This window comes from Bacteroides mediterraneensis (assembly GCF_016900355.1).
Lineage (GTDB): Bacteria > Bacteroidota > Bacteroidia > Bacteroidales > Bacteroidaceae > Phocaeicola.
Genome location: NZ_JACJKA010000001.1, coordinates 338,018 through 363,031 on the forward strand (window position 1 = coordinate 338,018; position 25,014 = coordinate 363,031).

Consider the following 25,014-nt stretch of genomic DNA (forward strand, 5'->3'; position numbering starts at 1 on the left):
CACGGATATATAAAAAAAAAACACGTAATTTGCATAATTAAGTAGTAAGTATGCTTTTCCAAGCAGCAAAGATTTGAAAAACAACCAGGAAAACAAAGGAACAAAAGAAATCAAATATGGAGTTCTCAGCTAAACAAATTGCGGAATATATCCAAGGAACCATCGTTGGAGATGAAAATGCCAAAGTACATACCTTCGCCAAAATCGAAGAAGGCGTACCGGGAGCATTATCCTTTCTATCCAATCCTAAATACACTCATTACATATACGATACAAAATCAACCATTGTATTGGTAAACAAGGACTTTCATCCGGAGCATGAAATCAAGGCTACCTTAATAAAGGTAGACGATGCCTACGAAAGTCTGGCCAAGCTGATGACGCTTTATGAAATGAGTATGCCCAAAAAGAAAGGGATCAGCTCATTAGCTTCCATTGCTGAAAATGTGAAAATCGGAAAAGATGTCTACATCGGTCCTTTTGCCTGCATTGAAGAAGGAGCTGAAATCGGTGACAATGCCTACATACATCCGCAAGTAACGGTGGGAAGTCATGCTAAAATTGGGGCAAACACCATTCTTTATCCACATGTTACCGTTTACCACGACTGCCACATCGGCAACAACTGTATCCTGCATGCGGGAGCGGTCATCGGTGCCGACGGATTCGGCTTTGCTCCGGCACCGGAAGGATATGAGAAAATTCCTCAAATTGGTATTGTCATTATTGAAGATAACGTAGAAATAGGTGCCAATACGTGTGTAGACCGCGCGACAATGGGAGCTACGCTTGTTCACCAGGGGGTCAAGCTGGACAACCTCATCCAAGTGGCACACAATGTAGAAATAGGCAAGAACACCGTCATGGCTTCACAGGTAGGAGTAGCCGGATCGGCCAAAATCGGTGAATGGTGTATGTTCGGCGGACAGGTAGGTGTGGCAGGACATATCAAAGTGGGCGACCACGTCACAGTCGGCGCACAGTCCGGCATCCCGGGGAATACCAAATCACACTCCACGCTGATGGGATACCCGGCCATCGACCCGAAACAATTTGCACGCTCCGCCGCCATCTACAAGAAACTTCCGGATATGTACGTAGAACTCGGACGTTTGCAGAAAGAAATTGAAGAATTAAAAAAACAACTAAATAAATAAACCCATGTTGAAACAACAAACCTTAAAAGGCAGCTTTTCGCTCAACGGAAAAGGACTTCACACTGGAGTGAAACTTACCGTGACGTTCAATCCTGCCCCAGAGCACCACGGGTATAAAATACAGCGAATCGATTTGGACGACCAGCCGATTCTGGATGCGGTAGCCGAAAACGTAGTGGATACTACCCGCGGCACAGTTTTAGCAAAAAACGGGGTAAAAGTTAGTACCGTAGAACATGCATTGGCTGCTTTGTATGCAGCAGGTATCGACAACTGTCTGATTCAGGTAAACGGACCGGAATTCCCAATCCTGGATGGTAGCGCCAAGGCTTATGTGGAATGTATCAAACGAGTAGGCATCGAAGAGCAAGCTGCTCCGAAAGACTATTACATCATCAAGTCAAAAATTGAATTCCGTGACGAGGAAACGGGTTCCTCCATCATCGTATTGCCGGATGACAAGTTCAGTGTCAATACATTAATTTCTTACGACTCCAAAATCCTGACCAACCAATATGCCACGTTGGAGAATATGGGAGACTTCCCTACGGAAGTCGCCTCAGCACGTACCTTCGTGTTCGTCCGCGAAATCGAACCGTTGCTGAACGCAGGACTGATCAAGGGAGGAGACTTGGACAACGCCATCGTCATCTACGAAAAACAGATGACGCAGGAAAGCTTTGACAAGCTGGCCGATGTGATGGGTGTACCTCACATGGATGCCAGCCATCTGGGATACATCAACCATATTCCGTTGGTATGGCCGAATGAACCTGCCCGTCATAAACTGTTGGATATTATCGGAGACTTGGCCCTCGTAGGTAAACCCATCAAAGGACGCATCATCGCGACCCGTCCGGGACATACCATCAACAACAAGTTCGCCCGTCAGCTGCGGAAAGAAATCCGCCTGCATGAAATTCAGGCACCGATTTATAACTGCAACGAAGAACCGCTGATGGATGTAAACCGCATCCGTGAGCTGCTTCCTCACCGCTATCCGTTCCAACTCGTCGACAAAGTCATCGCTATCGGTGCCAATTACATCGTCGGCATCAAAAATGTCACTTCCAACGAGCCGTTCTTCCAGGGACATTTCCCGCAGGAACCGGTCATGCCGGGGGTGCTGCAAATTGAAGCCATGGCACAGGTAGGAGGCTTGCTGGTGCTCAATTCGGTAGACGAGCCTGAAAGATATTCTACTTATTTCCTGAAAATAGATAATGTGAAATTCCGCCAAAAAGTAGTGCCGGGCGATACCCTGATTTTCAGAGTTGAACTGATGGCGCCCATTCGCCGCGGCATATCGACCATGAAGGGCTATATTTTCGTGGGAGAAAAGATTGTCTGCGAAGCCGAATTTATGGCACAAATTGTAAAAAACAAGTAACATGATCAGCCCTTTAGCATATATAGACCCCGAAGCTAAAATCGGAGAAAACGTAGAAATAGGTCCTTTTGTCTTTATCGACAAAAACGTGGTGATTGGTGACAATAACGTCATCATGCCCAATGCTAACATTTTATATGGTTCCCGTATCGGAAACGGGAACCGCATTTTCCCAGGTGCCGTCATCGGTGCCATTCCGCAAGACCTGAAGTTTCATGGAGAAGAAACCACTGCGGAAATCGGTGACAACAATACCATCCGTGAGAATGTGACCATCAACCGAGGCACAGCCGCCAAAGGTAAAACCATCGTCGGCAACAACAACCTCCTGATGGAAGGCGTACACGTGGCCCATGATACCCTTGTAGGAAGCGGATGCATCATCGGCAACCAGACCAAAATGGCCGGAGAAGTCATCATTGATGACAACGCCATTGTCAGCGCTTCGGTACTGATGCACCAGTTCTGCCGGGTAGGCGGTTACGTCATGATTCAGGGAGGCTGCCGTTTCAGCAAGGACATTCCTCCATTCATCATTGCCGGAAGAGATCCTATCGCATATTGCGGTATCAACATTGTCGGTCTGCGACGCAGAGGATTCTCCAACGAACTAATTGAAAATATTCATAATGCCTATCGCCTCATCTACAACAGTGGGAAAATGGTAAGTGATGCCCTCGAAGCTATCCGCAAAGAAGTTCCGATGAGCAAAGAAATAGAATATATTCTTTCATTTGTAGAAAACTCACAGCGAGGCATCATCCGATAAAAAAGATTTTGTATATTTACCACATCAACCAAAGACAAACAAAAAATGGTATACAAATTTAGAATCATATCTGACGAAGTCGACGATTTCCTGAGAGAAATCAAAATAGACTCTGAAGCTTCCTTCTATGACCTGCACGAAGCTATCTTGAAGTCAACCGGATACAAGGACGATCAAATGACTTCTTTCTTTATCTGCGACGATGACTGGGAAAAAGAAACTGAAATCACACTGGAAGACATGGGTGCAGGCAGTTCGGAAGAAGATACCTACGTGATGAAAGATACCCGTCTCAGCGAACTGCTGGAAGACGAAAAGCAGAAACTGCTGTATGTCTTTGACCCATTGGCAGAACGCGTATTCTTCATTGAATTGTCGGAAATCATTACCGGAAAAGACCTGGACAAGGCAGTATGCTCCCGCAAAACTGGAGAAGCTCCGAAACAGACCATCGACTTCGACGAACAGATGAATACCAATGCCGCACTCGACCTGGATGAGAATTTCTACGGAGACCAGGAATACGACATGGAAGATTTCGATCCGGAAGGTTTCGACATCAACGAAGGAAGCGGAAATCCTTACGACGAAGACAAATACTAACCGTCTTGATTTTCCATACTCAACACAATATTACAAGAATGTCATCCTGGGCTTTGGTTCAGAATGACATTTCTTTTTTCCCTAAGACCCATCACTCATGAAAAAGCCCGTCCTCATTGTACTCATCGGCCCTACAGGAGTAGGAAAGACAGAATTAAGCCTTTCCATTGCAGAGCACTACCATACCTCGATTATCTCCTCCGATTCCCGTCAGCTCTACAAGGACCTGAAAATCGGTACGGCTGCCCCCACTCCCGCACAATTGGCGAGAGTGCCTCATTATTTTGTCGGGACACTGGAACTGACCGACTATTACAGCGCGGCCCAGTATGAAACGGAAGTACTGAAAAAGTTGGACGAGTTGTTCCAAACACACCCTGTAGTAGTCATGACCGGTGGCTCCATGATGTATGTGGATGCCGTGTGCAAAGGTATTGATGACATTCCGACTGTGGACAAGGAAACCCGCGAACTGATGATTCACCGCTATGAGACGGAAGGACTGGAGGCGCTCTGTGCCGAATTGCGGCTGCTTGACCCGGAATACTACCGAATTGTGGACCTGAAAAACCCCAAAAGAGTGATTCATGCATTGGAAATCTGCTACATGACGGGAAAAACCTATACTTCTTTCCGCACCCGTACGCAGAAGGAACGTCCTTTCCGGATTGTCAAAGTCGGACTGACCCGCGACCGTGAAGAGCTGTATCAGCGCATCAACCAGCGTGTGGACGAAATGATGAAAGAAGGCTTGTTAGAAGAAGCCAAACGAGTATATCCTTACAAACAGCTTAATTCACTGAATACCGTAGGCTACAAGGAAATCTTCAAGTACCTGGACGGGGAATGGGACCTCCCGTTTGCCATCGAGAAAATCAAACAGAATTCACGGATTTACTCCCGGAAACAAATGACCTGGTTCAAGAGAGATACCGAAATCACCTGGTTCCACCCGGAACAGAAAGAGGAAGTCCTGCAGTTCTTGGACAGCCAGATCAACCTTGACTGACTTCAGAACTGTCTTCATCGGTCAACAAAAACTCCTTGCGGAACATCTCCACAAACAAGAGGAAAAGGGATACCATCAACGGCCCGAAAATAATGCCCATGAAACCAAACAGAGGAAGACCGGCCACTACTCCGAAAATTGTAATCAAAGGATGCACATCGGCCATCTTCTTCTGCAAGATGAAACGAATCAGGTTATCACACTGAGCGACAATCAGTCCCCCGTACCCTAACATAATCAAGGCACTCACCCAATTGCCCACAATCAAGAAATACACCGTAATCGGCCCCCACACCAGGACGGTACCCACAATGGGAATTACCGAAGCAAAAGCCGTCAGCATGGCACTCAGGAAAGGATTGGGCGCATCGCAAATCAAGTAGCCTCCCAAAGAGATAAGCCCCTGGATAATGGCCAGCAACGGAATACCGATGGCATTGGAGCGCACCATCAGCTGTACCTTTTTCAACACCTCAACCTTATTTTCAGCCTTGAAAGGAAGCAAGGTGGAAATATAATGTTCCATGTTTTTGCCCTCATACAACATGAAAAACATCAGCATGATAGCCACGCAGAGATTAATCAGCAAGTCACTGACTCCACTCATCACCGACTGTCCGATGGAAGAAGCCTGCGACACCAAGAAAGAAAGGCTCTTCTCCGACATTACATCAAATCCAGTCCGTTCTTTGATAAAGTCTACTACCTCTCCTATCGGCCTGACAATCGCCTCCGTATCAAAATGCATCTTGGATACCTGACTCACCATGGCCCACGTAAACAAGGAAAGCGGAATCAGAATAAACAGGGTCACCCCGATGGTCACCAGCCACACCGCCAACGCTCGTTTCATCTTCGTCTGCAGCCAGAACGTAAAATTACGCAACAACAGGTAGAGCGTAAATCCACCTAAGATACCGTTCATAAAAGGCTGTGCCTGACGGAACAGCAGGTATCCCAGCCCAAGAATAAACACAACCAGTGAATATTTCCAGTATCTTTCCTTCATAGGCTTTTCGCGATTAATTTTCCTTTTCTTCCTCTTGCGGAATCCGGAAAGCCGTGTAAAGCTCCAGCACCGCAGAAATGGTCAGGCAGACAATCCATTCGTTCCGTTTCCAAAGCAACATCACTACGCCTGTCAGCACCAGCAACATCGCACCGAGAAGCTGTTGGCGTCGCAAACGACGGATTACCACACTACTACCCTTATATTCTGACACCAGCTGCACATAGGCAAACAGACAGGCACCCACCAGATACACATACGGCGCCCACTCCAGTCTCAAAAACTGAAGCACCAGTCCGATAAACAACACTACCGCACCTGCGACAGCCAGTTTGTCTTTCATCTTCGCATTCATTTACTTGTCTTCCTCAAAAATAAAAATATCCTCGTTTTCCTTTTTCATCAGGTACTTTTCGCGAGCCACTTTCTCCAACGCTTCCTTGTTCGAGGTAATCTCCTTCAGCATCTTGCTGTCTTCCTCATACTGCTTCCGGTAGCGCTCAATCTCCGTATTCAACTGATGAATCTCCCGCTTGTGTGCGATACGGCGTATCAGACTGTTCTCGTCCAGTACCCCGATAATCAACAGAAAGATACCCACGGTGACCAGGTATTTATGCCTTCCGATAAAAGCCCAGATATTAGCCAGTTTACCCATAAAAATTCCTACTTTATTACCTTGCAAAGATAGAAATTATTTCGCAGCAAGTCCATGACAAGAAAGAGATTTTATGTACATTTGCAGAAATATCAAGGAATCAAAAACGAATCAACTCATGGAAAATTATATCGTATCGGCACGCAAATACCGCCCGTCTACGTTCGACACCGTGGTAGGACAGCGTGCATTGACCACGACCCTGAAGAATGCCATTGCCAACCATAAACTGGCGCACGCCTACCTGTTCTGCGGTCCGCGAGGAGTAGGAAAAACCACCTGCGCCCGTATCTTTGCCAAGACCATCAACTGCCTGCATCCCACGGCAGAAGGAGAGGCTTGCAACGAATGTGAATCGTGCAAGGCATTCAACGAGCAGCGTTCCTATAATATCCATGAGCTGGATGCTGCTTCCAACAACTCGGTAGAGGATATCCGTTCACTAATTGAACAAGTACGTATCCCGCCACAAATCGGTAAATACAAGGTGTACATCATCGATGAGGTGCACATGCTGTCTACGGCGGCTTTCAATGCTTTCCTGAAAACCTTGGAAGAACCGCCCCAGCACGCCATCTTCATCCTGGCTACCACGGAGAAGCATAAGATTCTGCCCACCATCCTCAGCCGGTGCCAGATTTATGACTTCAATCGCATCACGGTCAGCGACACAGTGGAGCACCTGGAGAACGTGGCCCGCAAAGAGCACATCGAAGCCGAACCGGAAGCCTTGAACGTGATTGCACAGAAAGCCGATGGAGGTATGCGTGACGCCCTCTCCATCTTCGACCAGGTGGTGAGCTTCACCAACGGACACATCACGTACCAGAGTGTCATCGAGAACCTGAATGTGCTGGACTGCGAATATTATTTCAAACTGACGGATTTCTTTTTGGAGAATAAAGTCTCCGACTGTCTGTTGATCTTCAACGACATTCTCCGGAAGGGATTCGACGGCAATCATTTCATCACCGGACTGACGTCTCATTTCCGCGACCTGCTGGTGAGCCGCGATCCGGCCACCCTGCAACTGCTGGAAACGGGGGCTTCCATCCGCGAACGATACCAGGCACAGGCACAGAAATGTACCCCACAGTTCTTGTACAAGGCCATGAAGCTGTGCAACGACTGCGACCTGAATTACCGCCAGAGCAAAAACAAACGCCTGCTGGTGGAACTGACATTGATTCAGTTGGCACAGCTGACAGCCGAACCGGAAGACACGGGCAGTGGGCGTAGCCCTAAGAAACAATTATCTCCCGTTTTCCACACCGCACAAGCCGGTCAGCCCGCGGCACAGCAGACCCACACGGCTCCAACTGCCACAGCCGCTCCGGTAACTCAACCGGTTCCGCAGCCTCAACCTGCTCAACCGGCTCCACAGGCACAGCCTTATACGACCACTTTAAAGCAGGCAGAAGTGCCCTACACTAAAGCCAGTCCGCTTCCGAAAACGGCAACCGAAAAAAAAGCACCGGTCTTCAAGGCTGGAAGTTTGGGAATGTCTATCCGGAAAGCGCAGGCTCAACCCGCTGCACCGGCTTCACAACCTGCCGCACAGCAAGCTTCGGTGTCACCTGCGGCCGACAACTGGGAAGACTATATTTTCAATGAAAAAGATTTGGGTTACTACTGGCGTGAGTTTGCCAGCCTGCTACCCAAGGAAGAAGCAGCCAATGCCGGACGTATGAGAAACATGCACCCGCATCTGCTGGCCGACCAGCATACCTTTGAAGTGGCTGTAGACAATGGCATGGTCCAGAAATACATGCAGCAGCTGGCTCCTCAGATAGAAGCCCACTTGCAAAAGAAGCTACACAACCGCAAAATCAAGATGACCACGCGGGTGAGCGAAGCCAATGAAAACGTACGGGCCTACAGCCACGTAGAGCGTTTCCAAATGATGAGCAAAAAGAATCCCAGCCTGCTGAAACTCAAGGAGGCTTTGGGATTGGAACTCTCTTAAAAACTCATTTCATCCACATAACAACGGGCGGAGAAACCTCAAAATCAGTTTCTCCGCCCGTTATCTTTTATCTTTCAGCCACTTGGCTTACAAGTCATGATTCTTCATCCGATACTCGGCCAGTTCCTCGTACTTCGTGCCCGGACGGCCGTAGTTACAGTACGGATAGATGGAAATCCCCCCACGTGGCGTAAAGATTCCTGTCACCTCAATGTATTTCGGATCCATCAGCTTGATCAGGTCCTTCATGATGATGTTCACACAATCCTCGTGAAAATCTCCGTGGTTACGGAAGCTGAACAAATACAGTTTCAAGCTCTTGCTCTCCACCATCTTTACATCCGGCAGGTAGCTGATACGGATTTCCGCGAAGTCCGGCTGCCCTGTAATCGGACAGAGGCTGGTGAACTCCGGACAGTTGAAACGCACCCAGTAATCATTCTCAGGATGCTTGTTCACAAATGCTTCCAGCACTTCCGGGGCATAATCCTGTTTATATACGGTTTTCTTGTTGCCTAACAAAGTCAGTTCATCTTTTCTTTCCATACTCATTTGTTTTCTTTTGAAGCCAAATATTTTTCCAGTCCCTCGCGGCGCAACTTGCAGGCCGGACAATGTCCGCAACCGTCACCCGGAATGCCGTTATAGCATGTTAGTGTTTCGTTCCGTACTAAATCCAGTACGCCCAATTCATCGGCCAGAGCCCAGGTCTGCGCCTTGTCAATCCACATCAACGGTGTATGAATTACAAACTGCTCATCCATGGCCAGGTTCAGCGTCACGTTGAGCGACTTGATAAACGAATCGCGACAATCCGGATAACCACTGAAGTCCGTTTGTGAAACTCCGGTCACCAGATGGAAGATTCCTCGTTCACGGGCATATACCGCCGCGATGCTCAGGAAAAACAGATTCCGTCCCGGCACAAACGTATTCGGGAAAGAATCTTTCGGCTTCACTTCATCCATGTGGATGGAAGTATCCGTCAGCGAGTTTTTGCCTAGGTGACCGATGAACGACACATCCATCACGTCAAACTCCACGCCTGCCTTCTCTGCAATCTTGCGTGCCAGTTCCACTTCTTTTTCATGCTTCTGTCCGTAGAGGAAACTCAGTGCATGTACTTTCTTAAAATGCTTCTTCGCCCAAAAAAGACAGGTAGTAGAGTCCTGTCCGCCGCTGAATACGACAAGGGCCTCGTTCTGATTCATCATATCCTTTAAATTTCCTTGATTTTTAATACATTGTATGAGATGTGCTCGTCATAGACATCCGTATCGTCCACCCGCTTGATGTATTTCACTACGCGTACGGTTACCGGCAACACAATCACCTCATACAGGGTTTTGAGTACCACCTGTACCACCATCATCTTGACCAGTTCACTCACCGGCATCAGTCCCCCGAACGCCAGCGGGAAGAAAATCAGTGAATCGGCTCCCTCACCGGCTACGGTCGACAAGATAGCACGGGCCGAAAAATTCTTTCCATGGGAAGCCACTTTCATGCGGCTCATCACATACGCATTGATGAATGAACCTACCAGGAAGGCCGCCAGACTGGCAGCAGCAATACGCGGCGCCATGCCGAACACGAAGTTGAAGCTCTCTTCCCCCTCCCAGAACGGAGCGGCAGGAAGGGCTACGGCCAGCTGTCCCATGGCCACCACCATGAAATTCATCAGGAATCCCATCCAGATAATTAGACGTGCCTTGCGGAAGCCCCACACTTCGGCAATACAGTCATTAATAATATAAGAAATCGGAAAAACAATGAGTCCGGCGGTCACGGAAATCGGACCTAATTGTACGACTTTGGTTTCTAACAGATTGGCCGCCACCAGGCAGACACAAAACACAATGCCCAAAACCATAAAAGGCACTGATACGAGATTTTCTTTTTTCATCGCTCCTGTTTTTTACGTGGTGTTCTAGAATACACGACCGCTATTCACGGCATCGCATGTAAATGTTCTCTTTTAATCGGGCGCAAAGATACAAAGAATTTTCGGGACTGCCATGCAGTTTCATCCGCATAATCACACTTTCCCGTTCCAATAGCTTCAAACACCACCTCACTTACTTCTTTTCGCCCATACATATTCTCTGTCCCACACTGCGGGATTTGTATTCCACACTGTGAAATATGTATCCCACACTGTGGTTTTTATATCCCACACTGTGGGACAGAAAAATCTCTTCGGAGAAAGACCTTAAATGCAAGGAGAAAAACAAATAAAAATCGTACCTTTGTGCATCATGTAGCTAAACTCATTCTATAGACAATGGTTCAAATACAGATTCATCAAAATACCTGCATACGTTGCAAAAAATGCGTCAGAATATGTCCTTCGGCGCTGTTCACCTTCCGTGAAGACAAAGGCATAGAGGTAAATACCGAAAACTGCATCAGTTGCGGACAGTGCGTGGCTGTTTGCCCGACAAACTCCATCGTCCATTCCGATTTTCCACCGGAGAGAGTCCACTCCTTCGACCGGAACCAGCTGCCTACTGCCGACCAGGTGGAACTGCTGATGCGTTCCCGCCGCTCCAACCGGGCGTTTTCCAAAGAACGGATTCCGGAAGAAGCCTTACAACGCATCATTGAAGCGGCTCACCGCGCTCCGACTGCCACCAATGCGCAGGAAGTCAAGATGGTACTGATTACCCGCCCGGAAACATTGACGGAAATCAGCCGCCTCACCCTCGGTACGTTCATGTCCATTGTACGTACAGTGGAAAATCCCTTGGTGAAGATGATATTGAAGCCCATCATGCCCTCCAACTACCGTTACATTCCGGTGTTCAAGCAACTGCAAGAAGAGTTTGACAAAGGAAACGACGGCATTCTTCGCGGAGCTGCAGCGGTCCTCTTCTTCTACACGGAAAAGAAAGCCCGTTTCGGATGCCAGGACTGCAACCTGGCCTACCAGAATGCGTCGCTGATGGCCGAAGCCCTCGGCGTGGCCCAGTTCTACACCGGATTTGTATGCACAGCAGCCAGCATGAACCGGAAAAAAGAATTGCAGAAGCTGTTAGGCATTGAAGGCTGTACGATTCATGCCGGTATGGCTTTGGGTATGCCTTCCTTCCGCTTCGACAAGTATATTGACAGAAAAGAACTTTCACTGAAAAGAATCGACTAAATATTGAAAGGTCATGACAAAGAATAACCAGCTGAGTGAGAAACTGAATTATACGGGAGCCAGCCATACCCCCACACACCTGCACCTTTGTACCTACAACGCCGAAAAAGCAGAGTTCCATCAAGGAACGTCCATGAAAGAATTGGAGCCGCTTATCCAAGCCGATGCCATCAACTGGGTCCAGGTTTACGGATTGCAGAACACGCAGGTGATACAGGATCTATGCGACTTCTTCCACATCAACTTCCTCACCACGCAGGATATTCTCAACGCCGAACACCTGACCAAAATCGAGGAACACGAGACCTACAACGTGGTCATCCTGAAACAGCTGTCGGCACACGAGGAAAACACGTACGTGCCGCAACAACTCTGCATCGTACAGGGTAGCAATTTCGTGCTTACCTTCATGGAGCATGACAGCGATTTCTTCAATGAAATCCATACAGCCCTGAAAAACAATACGCTGAAAATCCGGAATCGCCAGTCGGACTTCCTGCTCAGTGTGGCCCTAAACAGCGTCATGACCAGCTTCATGTCCATCATCTCCCGCATGGAAGATGAACTGGAAGACATGGAAGAATCGCTACTTTCGCCCGAAACCCGGGGCGACCTGAAACTGGAAGACATACAGCCTTACCGAAGAAATGCCCGCCTCATCAAGAAGTGCATCCTTCCGCTGAAGGAACAGATGAACAAACTGTTTCATACGGACAACGTGCTACTCCACAAGGCCAACCGCCCGTTCTTTACCGACGTGAACGACCACCTGCAATTCGTGTTGCAGACCCTCGACGGCTGCCGTGATATGATTTCGGCCCTGGTCGACCTTTACCTGTCGAACAACGACCAGCGGATGAACAACATCATGAAACAGCTCACCATCGTATCCACTATCTTCATTCCGCTGACCTTCCTGGCCGGCATTTGGGGGATGAACTTCGAATGGATGCCCGAACTGGGATGGAAATACGGGTACCTGATGGCCTGGGGCATCATGCTCGTGACTGGAGTCGCAGTCTACCTGTTTTTCAAACGAAAGAAATGGTATTGATTTATCCACACCTTTAATTTATTGACAAATTATGCGCAAGAAAGAACTTTATCAGAAAGTCATTGAATATTTTCAGAAAGCCATGCCTGTGGCCGAAACCGAACTGCACTACAACAACCCGTTTGAACTGCTGATAGCTGTCATCCTGAGTGCCCAGTGCACCGACAAGCGAGTCAATATGATTACCCCTCCTCTCTTCCACGACTTCCCTACACCGGAGGCCCTGGCTGCCACCACTCCGGAAGTCGTGTTTGAATACATCCGCAGCGTCAGCTACCCGAACAACAAAGCCAAACACCTGGTAGGCATGGCTCAGATGCTGGTGCGCGATTTTCACAGCACCGTACCCGACACGCTGGAAGAACTGGTGAAACTGCCGGGCGTAGGGCGAAAGACCGCCAACGTCATCCAAAGTGTTGTCTTCCACAAGGCAGCCATGGCCGTAGACACCCACGTGTTCCGTGTGAGCCATCGCATCGGACTGGTTCCGCGTACGTGTACCACCCCGCTGGCTACCGAAAAGGAACTGGTGAAATACATTCCCGAAAACCTGATTCCTACCGCACACCACTGGCTGATTCTCCACGGACGCTACGTCTGCACGGCTCGCGCCCCCAAATGTGAGAGCTGCGGACTCAACGGGATATGCAAGGAATCGCTGAAAGCCATCTGATCAAATAAAAAAACGGCATGCAAACTCTTCTCCTCTGCATGCCGTTTTTCTTTCAAATATTCCTATAATCAAGTCAAGTAATCCAATTCTTTCCGCATACTCATCAGTTCTTCCCGGATACGCTTCAGGCGTTCTACCACATTGGCTGTCTGCAAGGTTTCTTCTCGGTTCTGTTTCAGACGTTGTTTGGCCCCTGCCAGCGTCATCCCTTTTTCCTTCACAAGGTGATACACCAGCCGAATGTTTTCGATGTCTTCCTTCCGGTACTGACGGACATTTCCTCCCGTCTTTTTAGGAGAAATCATCGGAAACTCCTTTTCCCAATAACGCAGCAGCGATTCATTCACATCGAACATCTTTGCCACTTCACTGATGGAATAATATAGTTTCAGTTCTTTTTCTGTTTTCAAAGCCATACGTCATTTTTCTTTAATCGAATACCCGTCCGTGATTTGCGGCCAGTTCAATCATCTTCTCATACTCATCCGCATCCAAGTCCATGAAATAATAGTTGACCGGATTGACAATCTTGCCTTTCACCCGCACCTCATAATGCAAATGAGGTCCTGTACTCTTTCCGGTAGAACCGACTTCCCCGATTACTTCTCCACGGCTGACCTGCTGTCCTACTCGCACTTCAATTTTATTCAGATGCGCGTAACGGGTTACATATCCGAACCCATGGTCGATAATGATACAATTTCCATAAAGCCCGTCCCATCCGGCCTGCCTCACCCGTCCGTTACCGGTAGCATAGACCGGTGTACCCACATTGGCCGAGAAATCCATTCCGGCATGAAATTTCACCGTTTTATAAATGGGGTCCACTCGCATACCATATCCGGAAGCCGTCTGTTTCAAGTTTTTATTGGCCACCGGCTGTATGGCCGGAATGCTTGCCAACATTTTATCATGCTGTTTGCAAAGCGCCACCACCTCATCAAATGATTTCGACTGGGCATAAATTTTCTTTTCCAAGTCGTCCATTTTCTGTGTAGTATGAATCACCAACCGACTGTTGGCCATATCCATCAATTCCTTGTAACGCTCATTGTTGACTGCGGCCGAACGCTGTTCATCCGGCAAAGGATCGGCTTGCATCATGACCCGATAAATATTGTCGTCGCGTTGCTGCAAACGTTGCATCACTCCTTCCGCTTCTTCCAAACGGGAAGAAAGAATGGCATATTGCGACAAAAGCCGGGAGTTCTCTGTCCGAAGGTCTTTCTCCGAAGGAGACCCGAAAATCCATAACAACAGGATAAAGCTTCCGGCCCCTAATCCCATTCCCACAAACAGTTGCCTGAGATAGCTCAAAGCACGCTGCCGCATGGTAGGATAAATGCGGTCGTAAGTACGTGTTTTCGGATTGTAAATATAGTAGACTTTACGCATGTCGTTCGATTTTGGAAAAATTTAAGCAACAAAACATCAAGTTTTTGCACCAAACATACAGACAAAAATAATAAAACCGATTATCTTTGCAAATCAATTTTGAGAATATTAACTACAAGACAATATAACGACTATGTTGACAGCAAATGAAATCCGTGACTCATTCGTCAAATTCTTTGAGTCAAAAGGACATCAGATTGTGCCTTCTGCACCGATGGTCATCAAAGACGACCCTACGCTGATGTTCACCAATGCCGGTATGAACCAGTTCAAGGACATCATACTTGGCAACCATCCTGCTAAATACAAACGTGTAACCGACTCACAGAAATGTTTGCGTGTGAGCGGAAAGCATAATGACCTGGAAGAAGTAGGTCACGATACGTACCACCACACCATGTTCGAAATGTTGGGTAACTGGTCATTCGGCGACTACTTCAAGAAAGAAGTGATTGGCTGGGCATACGAATACCTGGTAGAAGTATTGAAACTGGACCCGAAAGACTTGTATGTTACCGTATTTGAAGGAAGCCCTGAAGAAGGTCTTGCCCGTGACGATGAAGCTGCCGGCTACTGGGCACAGTACTTCCCTGCAGACCACATCATCAACGGTAACAAGCACGATAATTTCTGGGAAATGGGTGATACAGGTCCTTGCGGTCCATGTTCTGAAATCCACATCGACTCCCGTTCAGCCGAAGAAAAAGCAGCCGTTCCGGGACGCGAACTGGTAAACAAAGACCATCCGCAGGTCATCGAAATCTGGAACCTCGTATTCATGCAATACAACCGCAAGGCAGACGGAACCCTGGAACCGCTTCCAGCCAAAGTGATCGATACCGGTATGGGATTTGAACGTCTGGTACGCACCCTGCAAGGAAAAACTTCCAACTACGATACAGACATCTTCCAGCCCATTATCAAAGTAATCGGTGACTTGTCTGGCAAGAAATATGGCGAGGATCCGAAAGTGGATGTAGCCATGCGTGTGGTAGCCGACCACATCCGTACCATTGCCTTCTCTATTACCGACGGACAGTTGCCGTCTAATGCCAAGGCTGGTTACGTCATCCGTCGTATCCTGCGCCGTGCCGTACGTTACGCTTATACTTTCTTAGGACAGAAACAGGCCTTCATGTACAAACTGGTACCTGTACTGGTAGAAAACATGGGTACTGCTTATCCGGAATTGAAAGCACAGCAACCGTTGATTGAAAAAGTAATCAAGGAAGAAGAAGAATCCTTCCTCCGCACCTTGGAAACAGGTATCCGTCTGCTCGACAAGATTATGAACGAAACAAAAGCTGCCGGAAAGACTGAAATCAGCGGAGTAGATGCCTTTACATTATACGATACCTTCGGATTCCCGTTCGACTTGACTGAACTGATTCTTCGTGAAAACGGTCTGACAGCCGACGTGAAAGGTTTCGAAGCAGAAATGCAGAAACAGAAACAGCGTGCACGTAATGCGGCTGCCGTAGAAACAGGCGACTGGGTAACCTTGAAGGAAGGTGAAACCAAATTCGTAGGTTACGACTACACAGAATATGAAACCAGCATCTTGCGTTACCGCCAAATCAAACAGAAAAACCAGACCCTCTACCAGATTGTATTGAGCGAAACTCCGTTCTATGCAGAAAGTGGTGGTCAGGTAGGTGATACCGGTGTACTGGTCAACGAATTTGAAACCATCGACATCATCGATACCAAGAAGGAAAACAACCTTCCGATTCATATCGCCAAGAAATTGCCGGAACATCTGGATGCCCCGATGATGGCTTGTGTGGATACCGACAAACGTGCCGCTTGTGCCGCCAACCACTCTTGTACACACTTGCTGGATGAAGCCCTCCGTCAGGTACTGGGTACACACGTAGAACAGAAAGGTTCTTTGGTGACACCAGATTCTCTGCGTTTCGACTTCTCTCACTTCCAGAAAGTGACTCCGGAACAGCTGCGTGAAGTGGAACACTTGGTCAATGCCAAGATCCGTGCAGACATTCCTTTGACAGAATATCGTAACCTGCCGATTGAAAAAGCCAAGGAACTGGGTGCCATCGCTCTGTTCGGTGAAAAATACGGCGACGAAGTACGTGTCGTACAGTTCGGTTCATCCATCGAGTTCTGTGGAGGTACACACGTATCGGCTACCGGAAAGATTGGTATGGTGAAAATCTTGTCAGAAAGCTCTGTAGCCGCAGGTGTACGCCGTATTGAAGCCGTAACCGGTGCCAAGGTTGAAGAAATGTTCGATACCGTACAAGATACCATCAACGACCTGAAAGCGTTGTTCAACAATGCTCCAGACCTGAAGGCTGCCATTACCAAGTACATCGACGAAAATGCCGGTCTGAAGAAACAGGTAGAAGAATTCATGAAAGAAAAAGAAGCCACCGTAAAGAACAAGCTGATTGAAAACGCCAAAGAAGTCAACGGTGTGAAAGTCATCAAAGCCGTTCTTCCGATGCCAGCCGATGCAGTGAAGAACATTGCCTTCCAATTGAAAGGACAGTTCGCTGAAAACTTGTTCGTGGTAATCGGTAGCGTATTTGAAAACAAACCGCTACTGACTGTCACCATGAGCGATGACCAGGTGAAAGCCGGACTGAATGCCGGACAGCTGGTTCGCGAAGCTGCCAAACTGATTCAAGGTGGTGGTGGTGGACAGCCTCACTTTGCAACTGCCGGAGGTAAAAATCCGGATGGTCTGACCGCTGCAGTAGACAAAGTGATTGAACTGGCCGGATTCTAATCCTGCTACACAAAAAATAGCAACTCTATTTACCATAAATCCTCCTTATCCCCTTAAAATAGTCGATAAGGAGGATTTTTTATGCCCACCTCCCTCTATCCAACCGAAGTTTGGTTGAATTGAACTTTCCATACTGCCGTTTTTTTCGTACTTTTGCTGCTGTTCTATTCGATCAAACAGACAACCATGCCCCAAGATAAATATACCCTTATGACCACGGCACCGGTACCACGCCTCATCCGTGGACTGGCCATTCCGACCATCATCAGTATGCTGGTTACCTCTTTCTATGTCATGGCCGATACTTACTTCGTCGGAAAAATCAATACCCAGTCTACCGCGGCTGTAGGTATCTCCTTTTCCATCATGGCCATTATCCAGGCATTCGGTTTCTTTTGTGGACATGGTTCGGGCAACTTTATCTCCCGACGGCTGGGGGCCCGAGACTACCGAAGTGCGGAGAGAATGGCGGCTACCGGTTTCTTCTGCGCCTTTTTTATCGGCTTTCTGATTGCCCTTTTCGGATTGCTTTTTCTGGAACCAATTTGCATAGCCTTAGGGTCTACCCCTACCATCCTACCCTACGCCAAGACGTATCTAGGCATTATCCTGTTAGGAGCTCCTTTCATGGCTTCTTCCTTGGTACTGAATAACCAGATGCGTTTCCAGGGAAATGCCGTATATGCCATGATTGGAATTACAGTGGGAGCTTTCTTGAACATTGCCCTTGACCCACTGTTGATTTTCGTATTCGACATGGGTATTGCAGGAGCGGCTTGGTCTACCTTCATCAGTCAGGTATGCAGCTTTACCATCCTGATGTTCATGGATCGTAAAGGCGAAAACATCCGTATCAACTACCGCTATTTTACGCCCACTCCAGCTTATCTGAAAGAGATTGTCTACGGAGGAAGCCCTTCCTTGTGCCGACAGGGACTGGCCAGTATTTCTACCATCCTGCTGAACGTATCCGCCGGCAACTTCGGGGATGCGGCCATTGCTGGTATGTCCATCGTCACCCGCATCTGCATGTTCATCAATGCCTTCGTCATCGGTTTCGGACAAGGTTTCCAACCGGTCTGCGGATTCAACTATGGAGCTGGTCTGAACCGCCGAGTACTTCAGGGATTCAAGTACTGCGTGAAAGTAGGTCTTATCTTCCTGGCCATCTGTTCCATCATCGGTTTTATTTATTCGCCGGAAATCATATCCTGGTTCCGGAAAGAAGACCCGCAAGTCATCGCAGTAGGAGCTGATGCCTTACGCTGGCAACTTATTACCCTCCCACTGGGTGCATGGGTCATCCTGTGCAACATGCTTCTGCAAACCATCCGCCAACCCAAACGGGCCGTGGCCTTATCGTCTGCCCGCCAGGGACTGTTCTTCATTCCGCTGATACTGGTTCTTCCGTATTTCCTGCAACTGGAAGGAGTGGAGATGTGTCAGGCCGTATCCGATTTGTGTTCGTTCCTGATGTCACTCCCGTTGACCATTCCGGTATTGAAAACCCTTCGTACGGACCGACAGCCTCTTTCGAAACTCCCATCCTAAACAATCGCTCATCCGTTCTCCTCCCGATAATCCTTGGGAGTCATTCCTGTCATACGCCGGAAATACTTGCAAAAGAACGAAGCATTGGGAAAATTCAGTTCGTCGGCTATCTGATACACCAGCTTGTCGGTGTGGCATAACATCAGTTTGGCTTCCTGCATCACAGCCTCATTGACCCAGTCCATCACCGTCCGCCCGCTGGCTTGCCGCACCAATGTACTCAAATAACGGGAGGTCAGGCATAAACGGTCGGCATAAAACGCACAGTTCCGTTCATGGACGGCATATTTGTTGACCAATTCCAAAAAGCGATTGAACACTTCCTCCTGCCGGCTACGCTTCTGTTTGCCCGCTTCCAGTTTGCGCCCTCTGAAACCATCCGTCTGGTGAAAAACAAGAGAAATCAAGCTTTGTACGGATTCCTTTGGGAACGGCCAGTCGTGAACTACCTCCCACAACAAGGCAAAAATCTGCTCCATCCGCCGACTCTCCTGCTCAGTCAATGAAAGATGCAGAAACAGTCTGCCTTGTAAATAGACCTGCAACAAATCTTCTTTCTGCCAGCTTTCCATCAGACTGTTGGAAAAAGCCAACATCGCTAAATCCAAATCAGACGATATGTATAGAAATTCGAATACGGTTCCAGGAGAGACTACCAGAAAATCTCCCGCCTTAAACTCCAGTTCACGCAAGTTGATACGCAAACGAAGCGTACCGGCACGAAAATACACCACCCGCCCCTCCGTCAGACGGTAGGGCTGTCCCTCCACAGACAGGAAACGGCCCACATCGGCTATCCCATGAATGGAACGGAGCAATCCCAGTTCCGGAATCAGAAAACGATAGGCATTGTGGCTTTCTCCCACCCGCTCACGCATTTGTCTCAAGGCCAGCAACAACAGACGATTCGATTTCATTTTACAGACACAATTTCCTGCAAAGATAATATTTCACTCGATTTCAGGGCTATATACAGGCAATTATCTAACAAAAAGAACATTCCGTCACACATATAGGACCAAAAGATATCATAAAATCCCTGTATCTTTGTCTTATTGCCTCAACAAAGATTGAATGCGTATGCTACGAATGTTTCTCTTCTTGTGCGTATGGGGCTTCAGTCACATCGTCCATGCACAAGTCACATTGGAAGATTGCCGCCAAAAAGCCCGTGAGAATTACCCGCAAGCCCGGCAATATGACCTGCTCCGCCTCTCGGAAGAATATACCTTATCGAATGCAGGAAAAGGCAACTTGCCACAGATTAGTCTGAGTGGAAAAATCTCTTATCAAAGTGAAGCCACCACCTTCCCCTTTGATATCCCCGGACTTGATAGCAAAGGACTGCCCAAAGACCAATATCAGGCAATGATTGAAGTCAGACAGAACCTGTGGGACGGAGGAAAAATCCGGAACCAGAAAGCCCAGATTCAGGCCGCAACAGAGGAAAGCGAACGACAGCTTGACAACAGTCTGTATGCACTGGAAGAAAGAGTGAACCAGGTTTTCTTCGGTATTCTCTTACTCGACGAACAATTGTCACAACACACGTTACTCGAAGAAAAACTGACCCGGAGCCTGAAGGATGTGCAAGCCTATCGCGCCAACGGTACAGCCAATGACGCCGATGTGGATGCCGTGCAAGTAGAAATCCTGCAAACCCGCCAGCAACGCATCCAGCTGGAAAGCAACCGCAGTGCCTACCTGCGTATGTTGTCTCTGCTGACAGGGGAAGAGCTTCCGCCACACACGCACCTCCAACGGCCTGAGGCTGTCTTGGAAACGACCGGCATCGTCAACCGTCCTGAACTCCGATGGTACGAGGCACAGGAGCAGACCGTCTCCGTGCATCGAAAAGGATTACAGACCGGCTATCTTCCCTCTTTCAGCCTTTTCGCACAAGGAGCCTACGGCAATCCGGGACTGGACATTCTTAAAGACAAGTTCAGGGCCTACTATCTGGTCGGAGCCCGCTTTACGTGGAATTTCGGAAGTCTGTATACCCTGAAAAACGACCGGAAAAAGCTGGATAACCAGCTCCAGAAAATCCAAAGCGAACGAGATTTGTTTCTGTTTCATACCCACCTACAGCTGGCGGAAGAGGACGGCACCATCCAGACCCTCCGGCAACAGATGAAAGAGGACGAAGAGATAATCCGGCTGCGGAAAAACATCCGGCTTTCTGCCGAGGCCAAAGTGGCCAACGGTACCCTGAGTGTCAGTGACTTGCTGAAAGAAATCACGGCCGAGAACCTGGCCCGGCAGGCAAAAGTACTCCACGAAATCCAACTGCTCATGCACCTGCACCAGCGAAAACACCTCACCAACTAATTTTTATTTTCCAACCGTTCAAAATATTCCGAATATGAAAACAAAATATGGACTCCTCCTCTTTACTGTATACTGTCTCACCGCCTGTGGAGAGAAAGACAACTTTGATGCGACCGGTACTTTTGAAGCAACCGAAATTGTGGTCTCTTCCGAAACTGCCGGAAAACTGTTCTACCTGAATGCCGAAGAAGGGATGCACTTTACCCAAGGCACTGAAGTGGGGCTGGTGGACACCGTACAGCTCTACCTGAAAAAGCGTCAGCTGGAGGCACAGATGAAGTCCGTGGAAAACCAACGCCCCGACATTCACCGGCAGATTGCCGCCACCAAGGAACAAATCGCTACCGCACAACGGGAACGCAACCGGGTGGAAAACCTGCTGAAAGCACAGGCAGCCAACCGCAAACAGCTGGATGACTGGGACGCCCAGCTGGCGGTACTCAACCGGCAACTGGAGGCACAGGTATCTTCTTTAGGGAACACCACTGCCAGCCTGACGGAACAAAGCTCATCGGTAGCCATCCAAGTAGCACAAATCGAAGACCAACTCAAGAAATGCCATATCACCGCCCCGATAAGCGGAACGGTTCTGGCCAAATATGCCGAACCGGGAGAACTGGCTACCCTCGGGAAACCGCTGTTCAAGATAGCCGACACGGAACACATCTTCCTGCGGGCCTACGTCACCTCCCGGCAACTGGCCTCCGTAAAATTAGGAAGTGAGGTCACGGTATTTGCCGACTTTGGCGATGCACAACGGAACACCTACCCCGGCAAAGTGACCTGGATTTCCGAAGAAGCCGAATTCACCCCGAAAACCATCCTGACCGATGACGAACGTGCCAACCAAGTCTATGCCGTCAAGATAGCCGTCCACAACGACGGGCGCATCAAACTGGGTATGTACGGCGAAGTCAAATTCTGAAAGGAGGGCACAAATGGAAACCCTTATTGAAGTCAGCCACGTAAGCAAAAGCTACGGAAAGGTACAGGCCCTGCGCGACGTATCTTTCCAGGTGAAGCAAGGCGAACTGTTCGGACTCATCGGTCCCGACGGCTCCGGAAAGAGTACACTCTTCCGCATCCTGACCACTCTACTGAAGCCGGACCAGGGAACGGCTCATGTACTGCATGCCGACGTACTGGCCGACTTCCGCACCATCCGGCGAAGCGTAGGCTACATGCCGGGACGTTTCTCCTTGTACCAAGACCTGACTGTGGAAGAAAACCTGCGTTTCTTTGCGACCGTCTTTCACACCACCGTGGAAGAGAACTACGAACGGATTCGGCCGATTTACGGACAGATTGCTCCGTTCAAAGACCGGAGAGCCGGCGCCCTGTCGGGAGGCATGAAGCAAAAGTTAGCATTGTGCTGCGCGCTGGTCCATGCTCCCCAAATCCTACTTCTCGATGAGCCGACCACCGGAGTAGACCCTGTATCCCGTCGGGAATTCTGGGAAATGCTGGCCCGTCTCCGTCAGGAAGGCATCACCCTCGTGGTATCCACCCCTTTCATGGACGAAGCCCGACGATGCGACCGCGTAGCCTTCCTATATGAAGGAGAAATCAAGGGTATCGACCGCCCGGAAACTATCCTGACCCGATTCAGCGACATTCTGTGTCCTCCCGGACTGGAACGAAAAACGGCAGTCGAAAACGCCGCCCCCCTCATCCAGGTAGACAATCTGGTCAAACGGTTCGGCACTTTTACCGCCGTCGACCACATCTCTTTCTCGGTACAGCGGGGAGAGATTTTCGGCTTCTTAGGAGCCAACGGAGCCGGAAAGACCACTGCTATGCGCATTCTCTGCGGCCTCAGCCTACCTTCCGAAGGGAAAGCGGAGGTGATGGGATTCGATGTCCGGACACAGAGCGAGGAAATAAAACGACGAATCGGCTACATGAGCCAGAAGTTTTCGCTGTATGAAGACCTGACGGTCCGCGAGAATCTCCGCCTGTTCGGAGGTATTTACGGAGTCAACGCCAAAGAAATTACGACCCGCACCGAAGAGACCTTGCGGCGTATCGGCCTCTACGAGGAACAACATACCTTGGTCCGTTCCCTGCCCTTAGGCTGGAAACAGCGACTGGCCTTCTCGGTAGCCATTTTCCACCGCCCGGAACTGGTTTTTCTGGATGAACCCACCGGAGGCGTAGATCCCGCCACCCGCCGCCAGTTCTGGGAACTGATTTATCAGGCTGCCGATCAGGGAATCACCATTTTCGTCACCACGCACTACATGGACGAAGCAGAATATTGCGACCGCATTTCCATGATGGTGGACGGACACATCCGCGCCCTGGATACTCCCGACGGACTGAAGGCCCGCTTCCAAGCCCGAGACATGGACGAAGTGTTCCAGAAACTGGCCCGCGAAGCCCAACGGGGAGATGCGGCTTTTACTCACGCTCAAACCGAACGACTATGAAACAGTTTATTGCTTTTGTCAGAAAAGAATTCCATCACATTCTGCGCGACCGGCGCACCATGCTGATACTGATAGGCATGCCGATTATACAGATTATCCTTTTTGGCTTTGCCATCTCTACCGAGGTACGCAATGTACAGACTGCCGTATTGACTCCCTCCCTTCAGACGGATGTACGGAAACTGGTAGAGCAACTGGATGCCAGCGAGTATTTCACGGTGAAATATGTCGTTCAGTCGCCCGATGAGATTGAACGGCTGTTCCGGCGCAACCAGATAGAGCTGGCCGTCATTTTCCCCTCCGACCTGCACCGGTTCCGCTTCAATTCTTCACAGATACAAATTTTAGCCGATGCCACGGAGCCCAACCTGGCAGTCACCCGGAGTACGTATGCCCAAACCATTCTCCGACAAGCCCTGCAAACCATCCGGCCCGCTGACGCTTTCTCCTCCAAAGGAGGAACGGAAGGGATGCCGATTGTAGCCTACAACAAGCTGCTCTACAACCCGCAAATGAAGAGTGCCTACAACTTCGTACCGGGGGTTATGGGACTGATTCTGATGCTGATTTGCGCCATGATGACTTCCATTTCCATTGTCCGCGAAAAAGAGACTGGTACAATGGAAGTGCTGCTGGTCTCCCCTGTCAATCCGCTGTTTGTCATTCTGTCGAAATCCGTACCCTATTTCGTACTCTCCCTGCTCAACCTGACTACCATCCTGCTGCTTTCGGTCTTTGTGCTCAACGTGCCGATATCCGGAAGTCTGACGATCCTGCTGGGAGTTTCCCTGCTGTTCATCTTCGTATCGCTGGCACTGGGACTGCTGATTTCCTGCGTCACGCATACCCAAGTGGCAGCCCTGCTGGTCTCGGCCATGGTCCTGCTCATCCCGACCATTATCCTGTCGGGCATTATCTACCCGGTAGAAAGTATGCCGGGCATCCTTCAGGCCATTTCCTGCCTCATTCCGGCACGCTGGTACGTGGCAGCAGTGCGACGACTGATGATTGAAGGCGTACCCTTTGTCTACGTCTGGAAGGAAGTGGCTGTGTTGTGCCTCATGGCCGTAGTCCTGATTGCAGCCACCACCCGCAAATTCAAGAACCGACTGGAATAAACCGC

The 25,014-nt window shown here is 49.1% G+C and carries 24 protein-coding genes; 15 read left to right on the forward strand and 9 right to left on the reverse strand.

Annotated features, from left to right (window positions below; translation table 11 throughout):
• The first annotated feature begins 116 nt into the window (after nt 1–116).
• The 5 genes from lpxD to miaA all read left to right on the forward strand — a co-directional run bounded on the left by lpxD (nt 117) and on the right by miaA (nt 4,928).
• Nucleotides 117–1,157, forward strand: coding sequence for a UDP-3-O-(3-hydroxymyristoyl)glucosamine N-acyltransferase (gene lpxD / locus H6A28_RS01440; RefSeq protein WP_204474647.1), 1,041 nt, complete (start codon nt 117–119; stop codon nt 1,155–1,157).
• Nucleotides 1,158–1,161: 4 nt separating this feature from the next.
• On the forward strand, nt 1,162–2,547 hold the full coding sequence (locus H6A28_RS01445) for a bifunctional UDP-3-O-[3-hydroxymyristoyl] N-acetylglucosamine deacetylase/3-hydroxyacyl-ACP dehydratase (protein ID WP_204474646.1): 1,386 nt from the start codon (nt 1,162–1,164) through the stop codon (nt 2,545–2,547).
• Nucleotide 2,548: 1 nt separating this feature from the next.
• Nucleotides 2,549–3,316: an acyl-ACP--UDP-N-acetylglucosamine O-acyltransferase gene (gene lpxA / locus H6A28_RS01450; protein WP_204478628.1), complete on the forward strand. Its 768-nt coding sequence runs from the start codon at nt 2,549–2,551 to the stop codon at nt 3,314–3,316.
• A 45-nt stretch (nt 3,317–3,361) separates the two neighbouring features.
• Nucleotides 3,362–3,919, forward strand: a complete 558-nt coding sequence (locus H6A28_RS01455; RefSeq protein ID WP_204474644.1) for an IS1096 element passenger TnpR family protein — start codon at nt 3,362–3,364, stop codon at nt 3,917–3,919.
• A gap of 97 nt (nt 3,920–4,016) precedes the next feature.
• On the forward strand, nt 4,017–4,928 hold the full coding sequence (gene miaA / locus H6A28_RS01460; protein ID WP_204478629.1) for a tRNA (adenosine(37)-N6)-dimethylallyltransferase MiaA: 912 nt from the start codon (nt 4,017–4,019) through the stop codon (nt 4,926–4,928).
• Here miaA and H6A28_RS01465 read toward each other — a convergent pair.
• The 3 genes from H6A28_RS01465 to H6A28_RS01475 are packed head-to-tail and all read right to left on the reverse strand — an operon-like array spanning nt 4,915 to nt 6,595.
• The gene (locus H6A28_RS01465; protein ID WP_204474642.1) at nt 4,915–5,937 is read right to left on the reverse strand and encodes an AI-2E family transporter; all 1,023 of its coding nucleotides are present in this window, start codon (nt 5,935–5,937) and stop codon (nt 4,915–4,917) included. The genes miaA and H6A28_RS01465 overlap by 14 nt on opposite strands.
• 13 nt (nt 5,938–5,950) lie before the next feature.
• Entirely contained in the window at nt 5,951–6,280 is a 330-nt protein-coding gene (locus H6A28_RS01470) for a hypothetical protein (protein ID WP_374046886.1), read from the reverse strand.
• Between the two features lie 12 nt (nt 6,281–6,292).
• Complete coding sequence (locus H6A28_RS01475; protein WP_204474638.1) at nt 6,293–6,595, reverse strand: FtsB family cell division protein; 303 nt, start codon at nt 6,593–6,595, stop codon at nt 6,293–6,295.
• Between the two features lie 118 nt (nt 6,596–6,713).
• On the opposite strand from H6A28_RS01475, the gene H6A28_RS01480 reads away from it, so the two are divergent.
• On the forward strand, nt 6,714–8,561 hold the full coding sequence (locus H6A28_RS01480) for a DNA polymerase III subunit gamma/tau (RefSeq protein ID WP_204478630.1): 1,848 nt from the start codon (nt 6,714–6,716) through the stop codon (nt 8,559–8,561).
• Between the two features lie 87 nt (nt 8,562–8,648).
• On the opposite strand, the gene queF is transcribed toward H6A28_RS01480, so the two are convergent.
• From queF to H6A28_RS01495, 3 genes are read right to left on the reverse strand one after another with little or no spacing between them, the layout of a single operon-like run.
• Entirely contained in the window at nt 8,649–9,107 is a 459-nt protein-coding gene (gene queF / locus H6A28_RS01485) for a preQ(1) synthase (RefSeq protein WP_022354806.1), read from the reverse strand.
• A gap of 2 nt (nt 9,108–9,109) precedes the next feature.
• Nucleotides 9,110–9,772 (reverse strand): 7-cyano-7-deazaguanine synthase QueC, encoded by a 663-nt coding sequence (gene queC / locus H6A28_RS01490; protein ID WP_022354805.1) that lies wholly within the window; start codon nt 9,770–9,772, stop codon nt 9,110–9,112.
• Nucleotides 9,773–9,780: 8 nt separating this feature from the next.
• Nucleotides 9,781–10,467 (reverse strand): queuosine precursor transporter, encoded by a 687-nt coding sequence (locus H6A28_RS01495; RefSeq protein ID WP_204474634.1) that lies wholly within the window; start codon nt 10,465–10,467, stop codon nt 9,781–9,783.
• Between the two features lie 378 nt (nt 10,468–10,845).
• Between H6A28_RS01495 and H6A28_RS01500 the strand changes: the two genes are divergently transcribed.
• From H6A28_RS01500 to nth, 3 genes are read left to right on the forward strand one after another with little or no spacing between them, the layout of a single operon-like run.
• The gene (locus H6A28_RS01500; RefSeq protein WP_204474632.1) at nt 10,846–11,706 is read left to right on the forward strand and encodes a nitroreductase family protein; all 861 of its coding nucleotides are present in this window, start codon (nt 10,846–10,848) and stop codon (nt 11,704–11,706) included.
• Nucleotides 11,707–11,719: 13 nt separating this feature from the next.
• Nucleotides 11,720–12,760, forward strand: a complete 1,041-nt coding sequence (corA, locus tag H6A28_RS01505) for a magnesium/cobalt transporter CorA (RefSeq protein WP_204474629.1) — start codon at nt 11,720–11,722, stop codon at nt 12,758–12,760.
• 31 nt (nt 12,761–12,791) lie between these two features.
• Nucleotides 12,792–13,433 carry an endonuclease III gene (gene nth, locus H6A28_RS01510; RefSeq protein WP_204478631.1) on the forward strand — a complete coding sequence of 214 codons (642 nt, stop codon included), beginning with the start codon at nt 12,792–12,794 and terminating at the stop codon, nt 13,431–13,433.
• 68 nt (nt 13,434–13,501) lie between these two features.
• Here the strand turns inward: nth and H6A28_RS01515 are convergent, their stop codons facing one another.
• Both H6A28_RS01515 and H6A28_RS01520 read right to left on the reverse strand, forming a co-directional pair.
• The gene (locus H6A28_RS01515) at nt 13,502–13,849 is read right to left on the reverse strand and encodes a MerR family transcriptional regulator (protein WP_204474625.1); all 348 of its coding nucleotides are present in this window, start codon (nt 13,847–13,849) and stop codon (nt 13,502–13,504) included.
• A 13-nt stretch (nt 13,850–13,862) separates the two neighbouring features.
• Nucleotides 13,863–14,828 (reverse strand): M23 family metallopeptidase, encoded by a 966-nt coding sequence (locus H6A28_RS01520; RefSeq protein ID WP_204474623.1) that lies wholly within the window; start codon nt 14,826–14,828, stop codon nt 13,863–13,865.
• Nucleotides 14,829–14,961: 133 nt separating this feature from the next.
• Between H6A28_RS01520 and alaS the strand changes: the two genes are divergently transcribed.
• On the forward strand, nt 14,962–17,580 hold the full coding sequence (alaS, locus tag H6A28_RS01525; RefSeq protein WP_204478632.1) for an alanine--tRNA ligase: 2,619 nt from the start codon (nt 14,962–14,964) through the stop codon (nt 17,578–17,580).
• Nucleotides 17,581–17,766: 186 nt separating this feature from the next.
• Nucleotides 17,767–19,131, forward strand: coding sequence for an MATE family efflux transporter (locus H6A28_RS01530; protein WP_239465214.1), 1,365 nt, complete (start codon nt 17,767–17,769; stop codon nt 19,129–19,131).
• 8 nt (nt 19,132–19,139) lie between these two features.
• On the opposite strand, the gene H6A28_RS01535 is transcribed toward H6A28_RS01530, so the two are convergent.
• Entirely contained in the window at nt 19,140–20,048 is a 909-nt protein-coding gene (locus tag H6A28_RS01535; RefSeq protein WP_204474620.1) for an AraC family transcriptional regulator, read from the reverse strand.
• A 163-nt stretch (nt 20,049–20,211) separates the two neighbouring features.
• Here H6A28_RS01535 and H6A28_RS01540 point away from each other — a divergent pair, with 163 nt between their 5' ends.
• Genes H6A28_RS01540 through H6A28_RS01555 form a run of 4 tightly spaced genes read left to right on the forward strand, consistent with a single transcriptional unit; the run spans nt 20,212 to nt 25,009 of the window.
• Nucleotides 20,212–21,462, forward strand: a complete 1,251-nt coding sequence (locus H6A28_RS01540; protein ID WP_430622420.1) for a TolC family protein — start codon at nt 20,212–20,214, stop codon at nt 21,460–21,462.
• A gap of 34 nt (nt 21,463–21,496) precedes the next feature.
• The gene (locus H6A28_RS01545; protein ID WP_204474616.1) at nt 21,497–22,387 is read left to right on the forward strand and encodes an HlyD family secretion protein; all 891 of its coding nucleotides are present in this window, start codon (nt 21,497–21,499) and stop codon (nt 22,385–22,387) included.
• Nucleotides 22,388–22,400: 13 nt separating this feature from the next.
• Nucleotides 22,401–23,891: an ATP-binding cassette domain-containing protein gene (locus H6A28_RS01550; RefSeq protein ID WP_204474614.1), complete on the forward strand. Its 1,491-nt coding sequence runs from the start codon at nt 22,401–22,403 to the stop codon at nt 23,889–23,891.
• Nucleotides 23,888–25,009, forward strand: coding sequence for an ABC transporter permease (locus H6A28_RS01555; protein ID WP_204474612.1), 1,122 nt, complete (start codon nt 23,888–23,890; stop codon nt 25,007–25,009). Before H6A28_RS01550 ends, H6A28_RS01555 begins: the two co-directional genes overlap by 4 nt.
• The last annotated feature ends 5 nt before the right edge of the window (nt 25,010–25,014 follow it).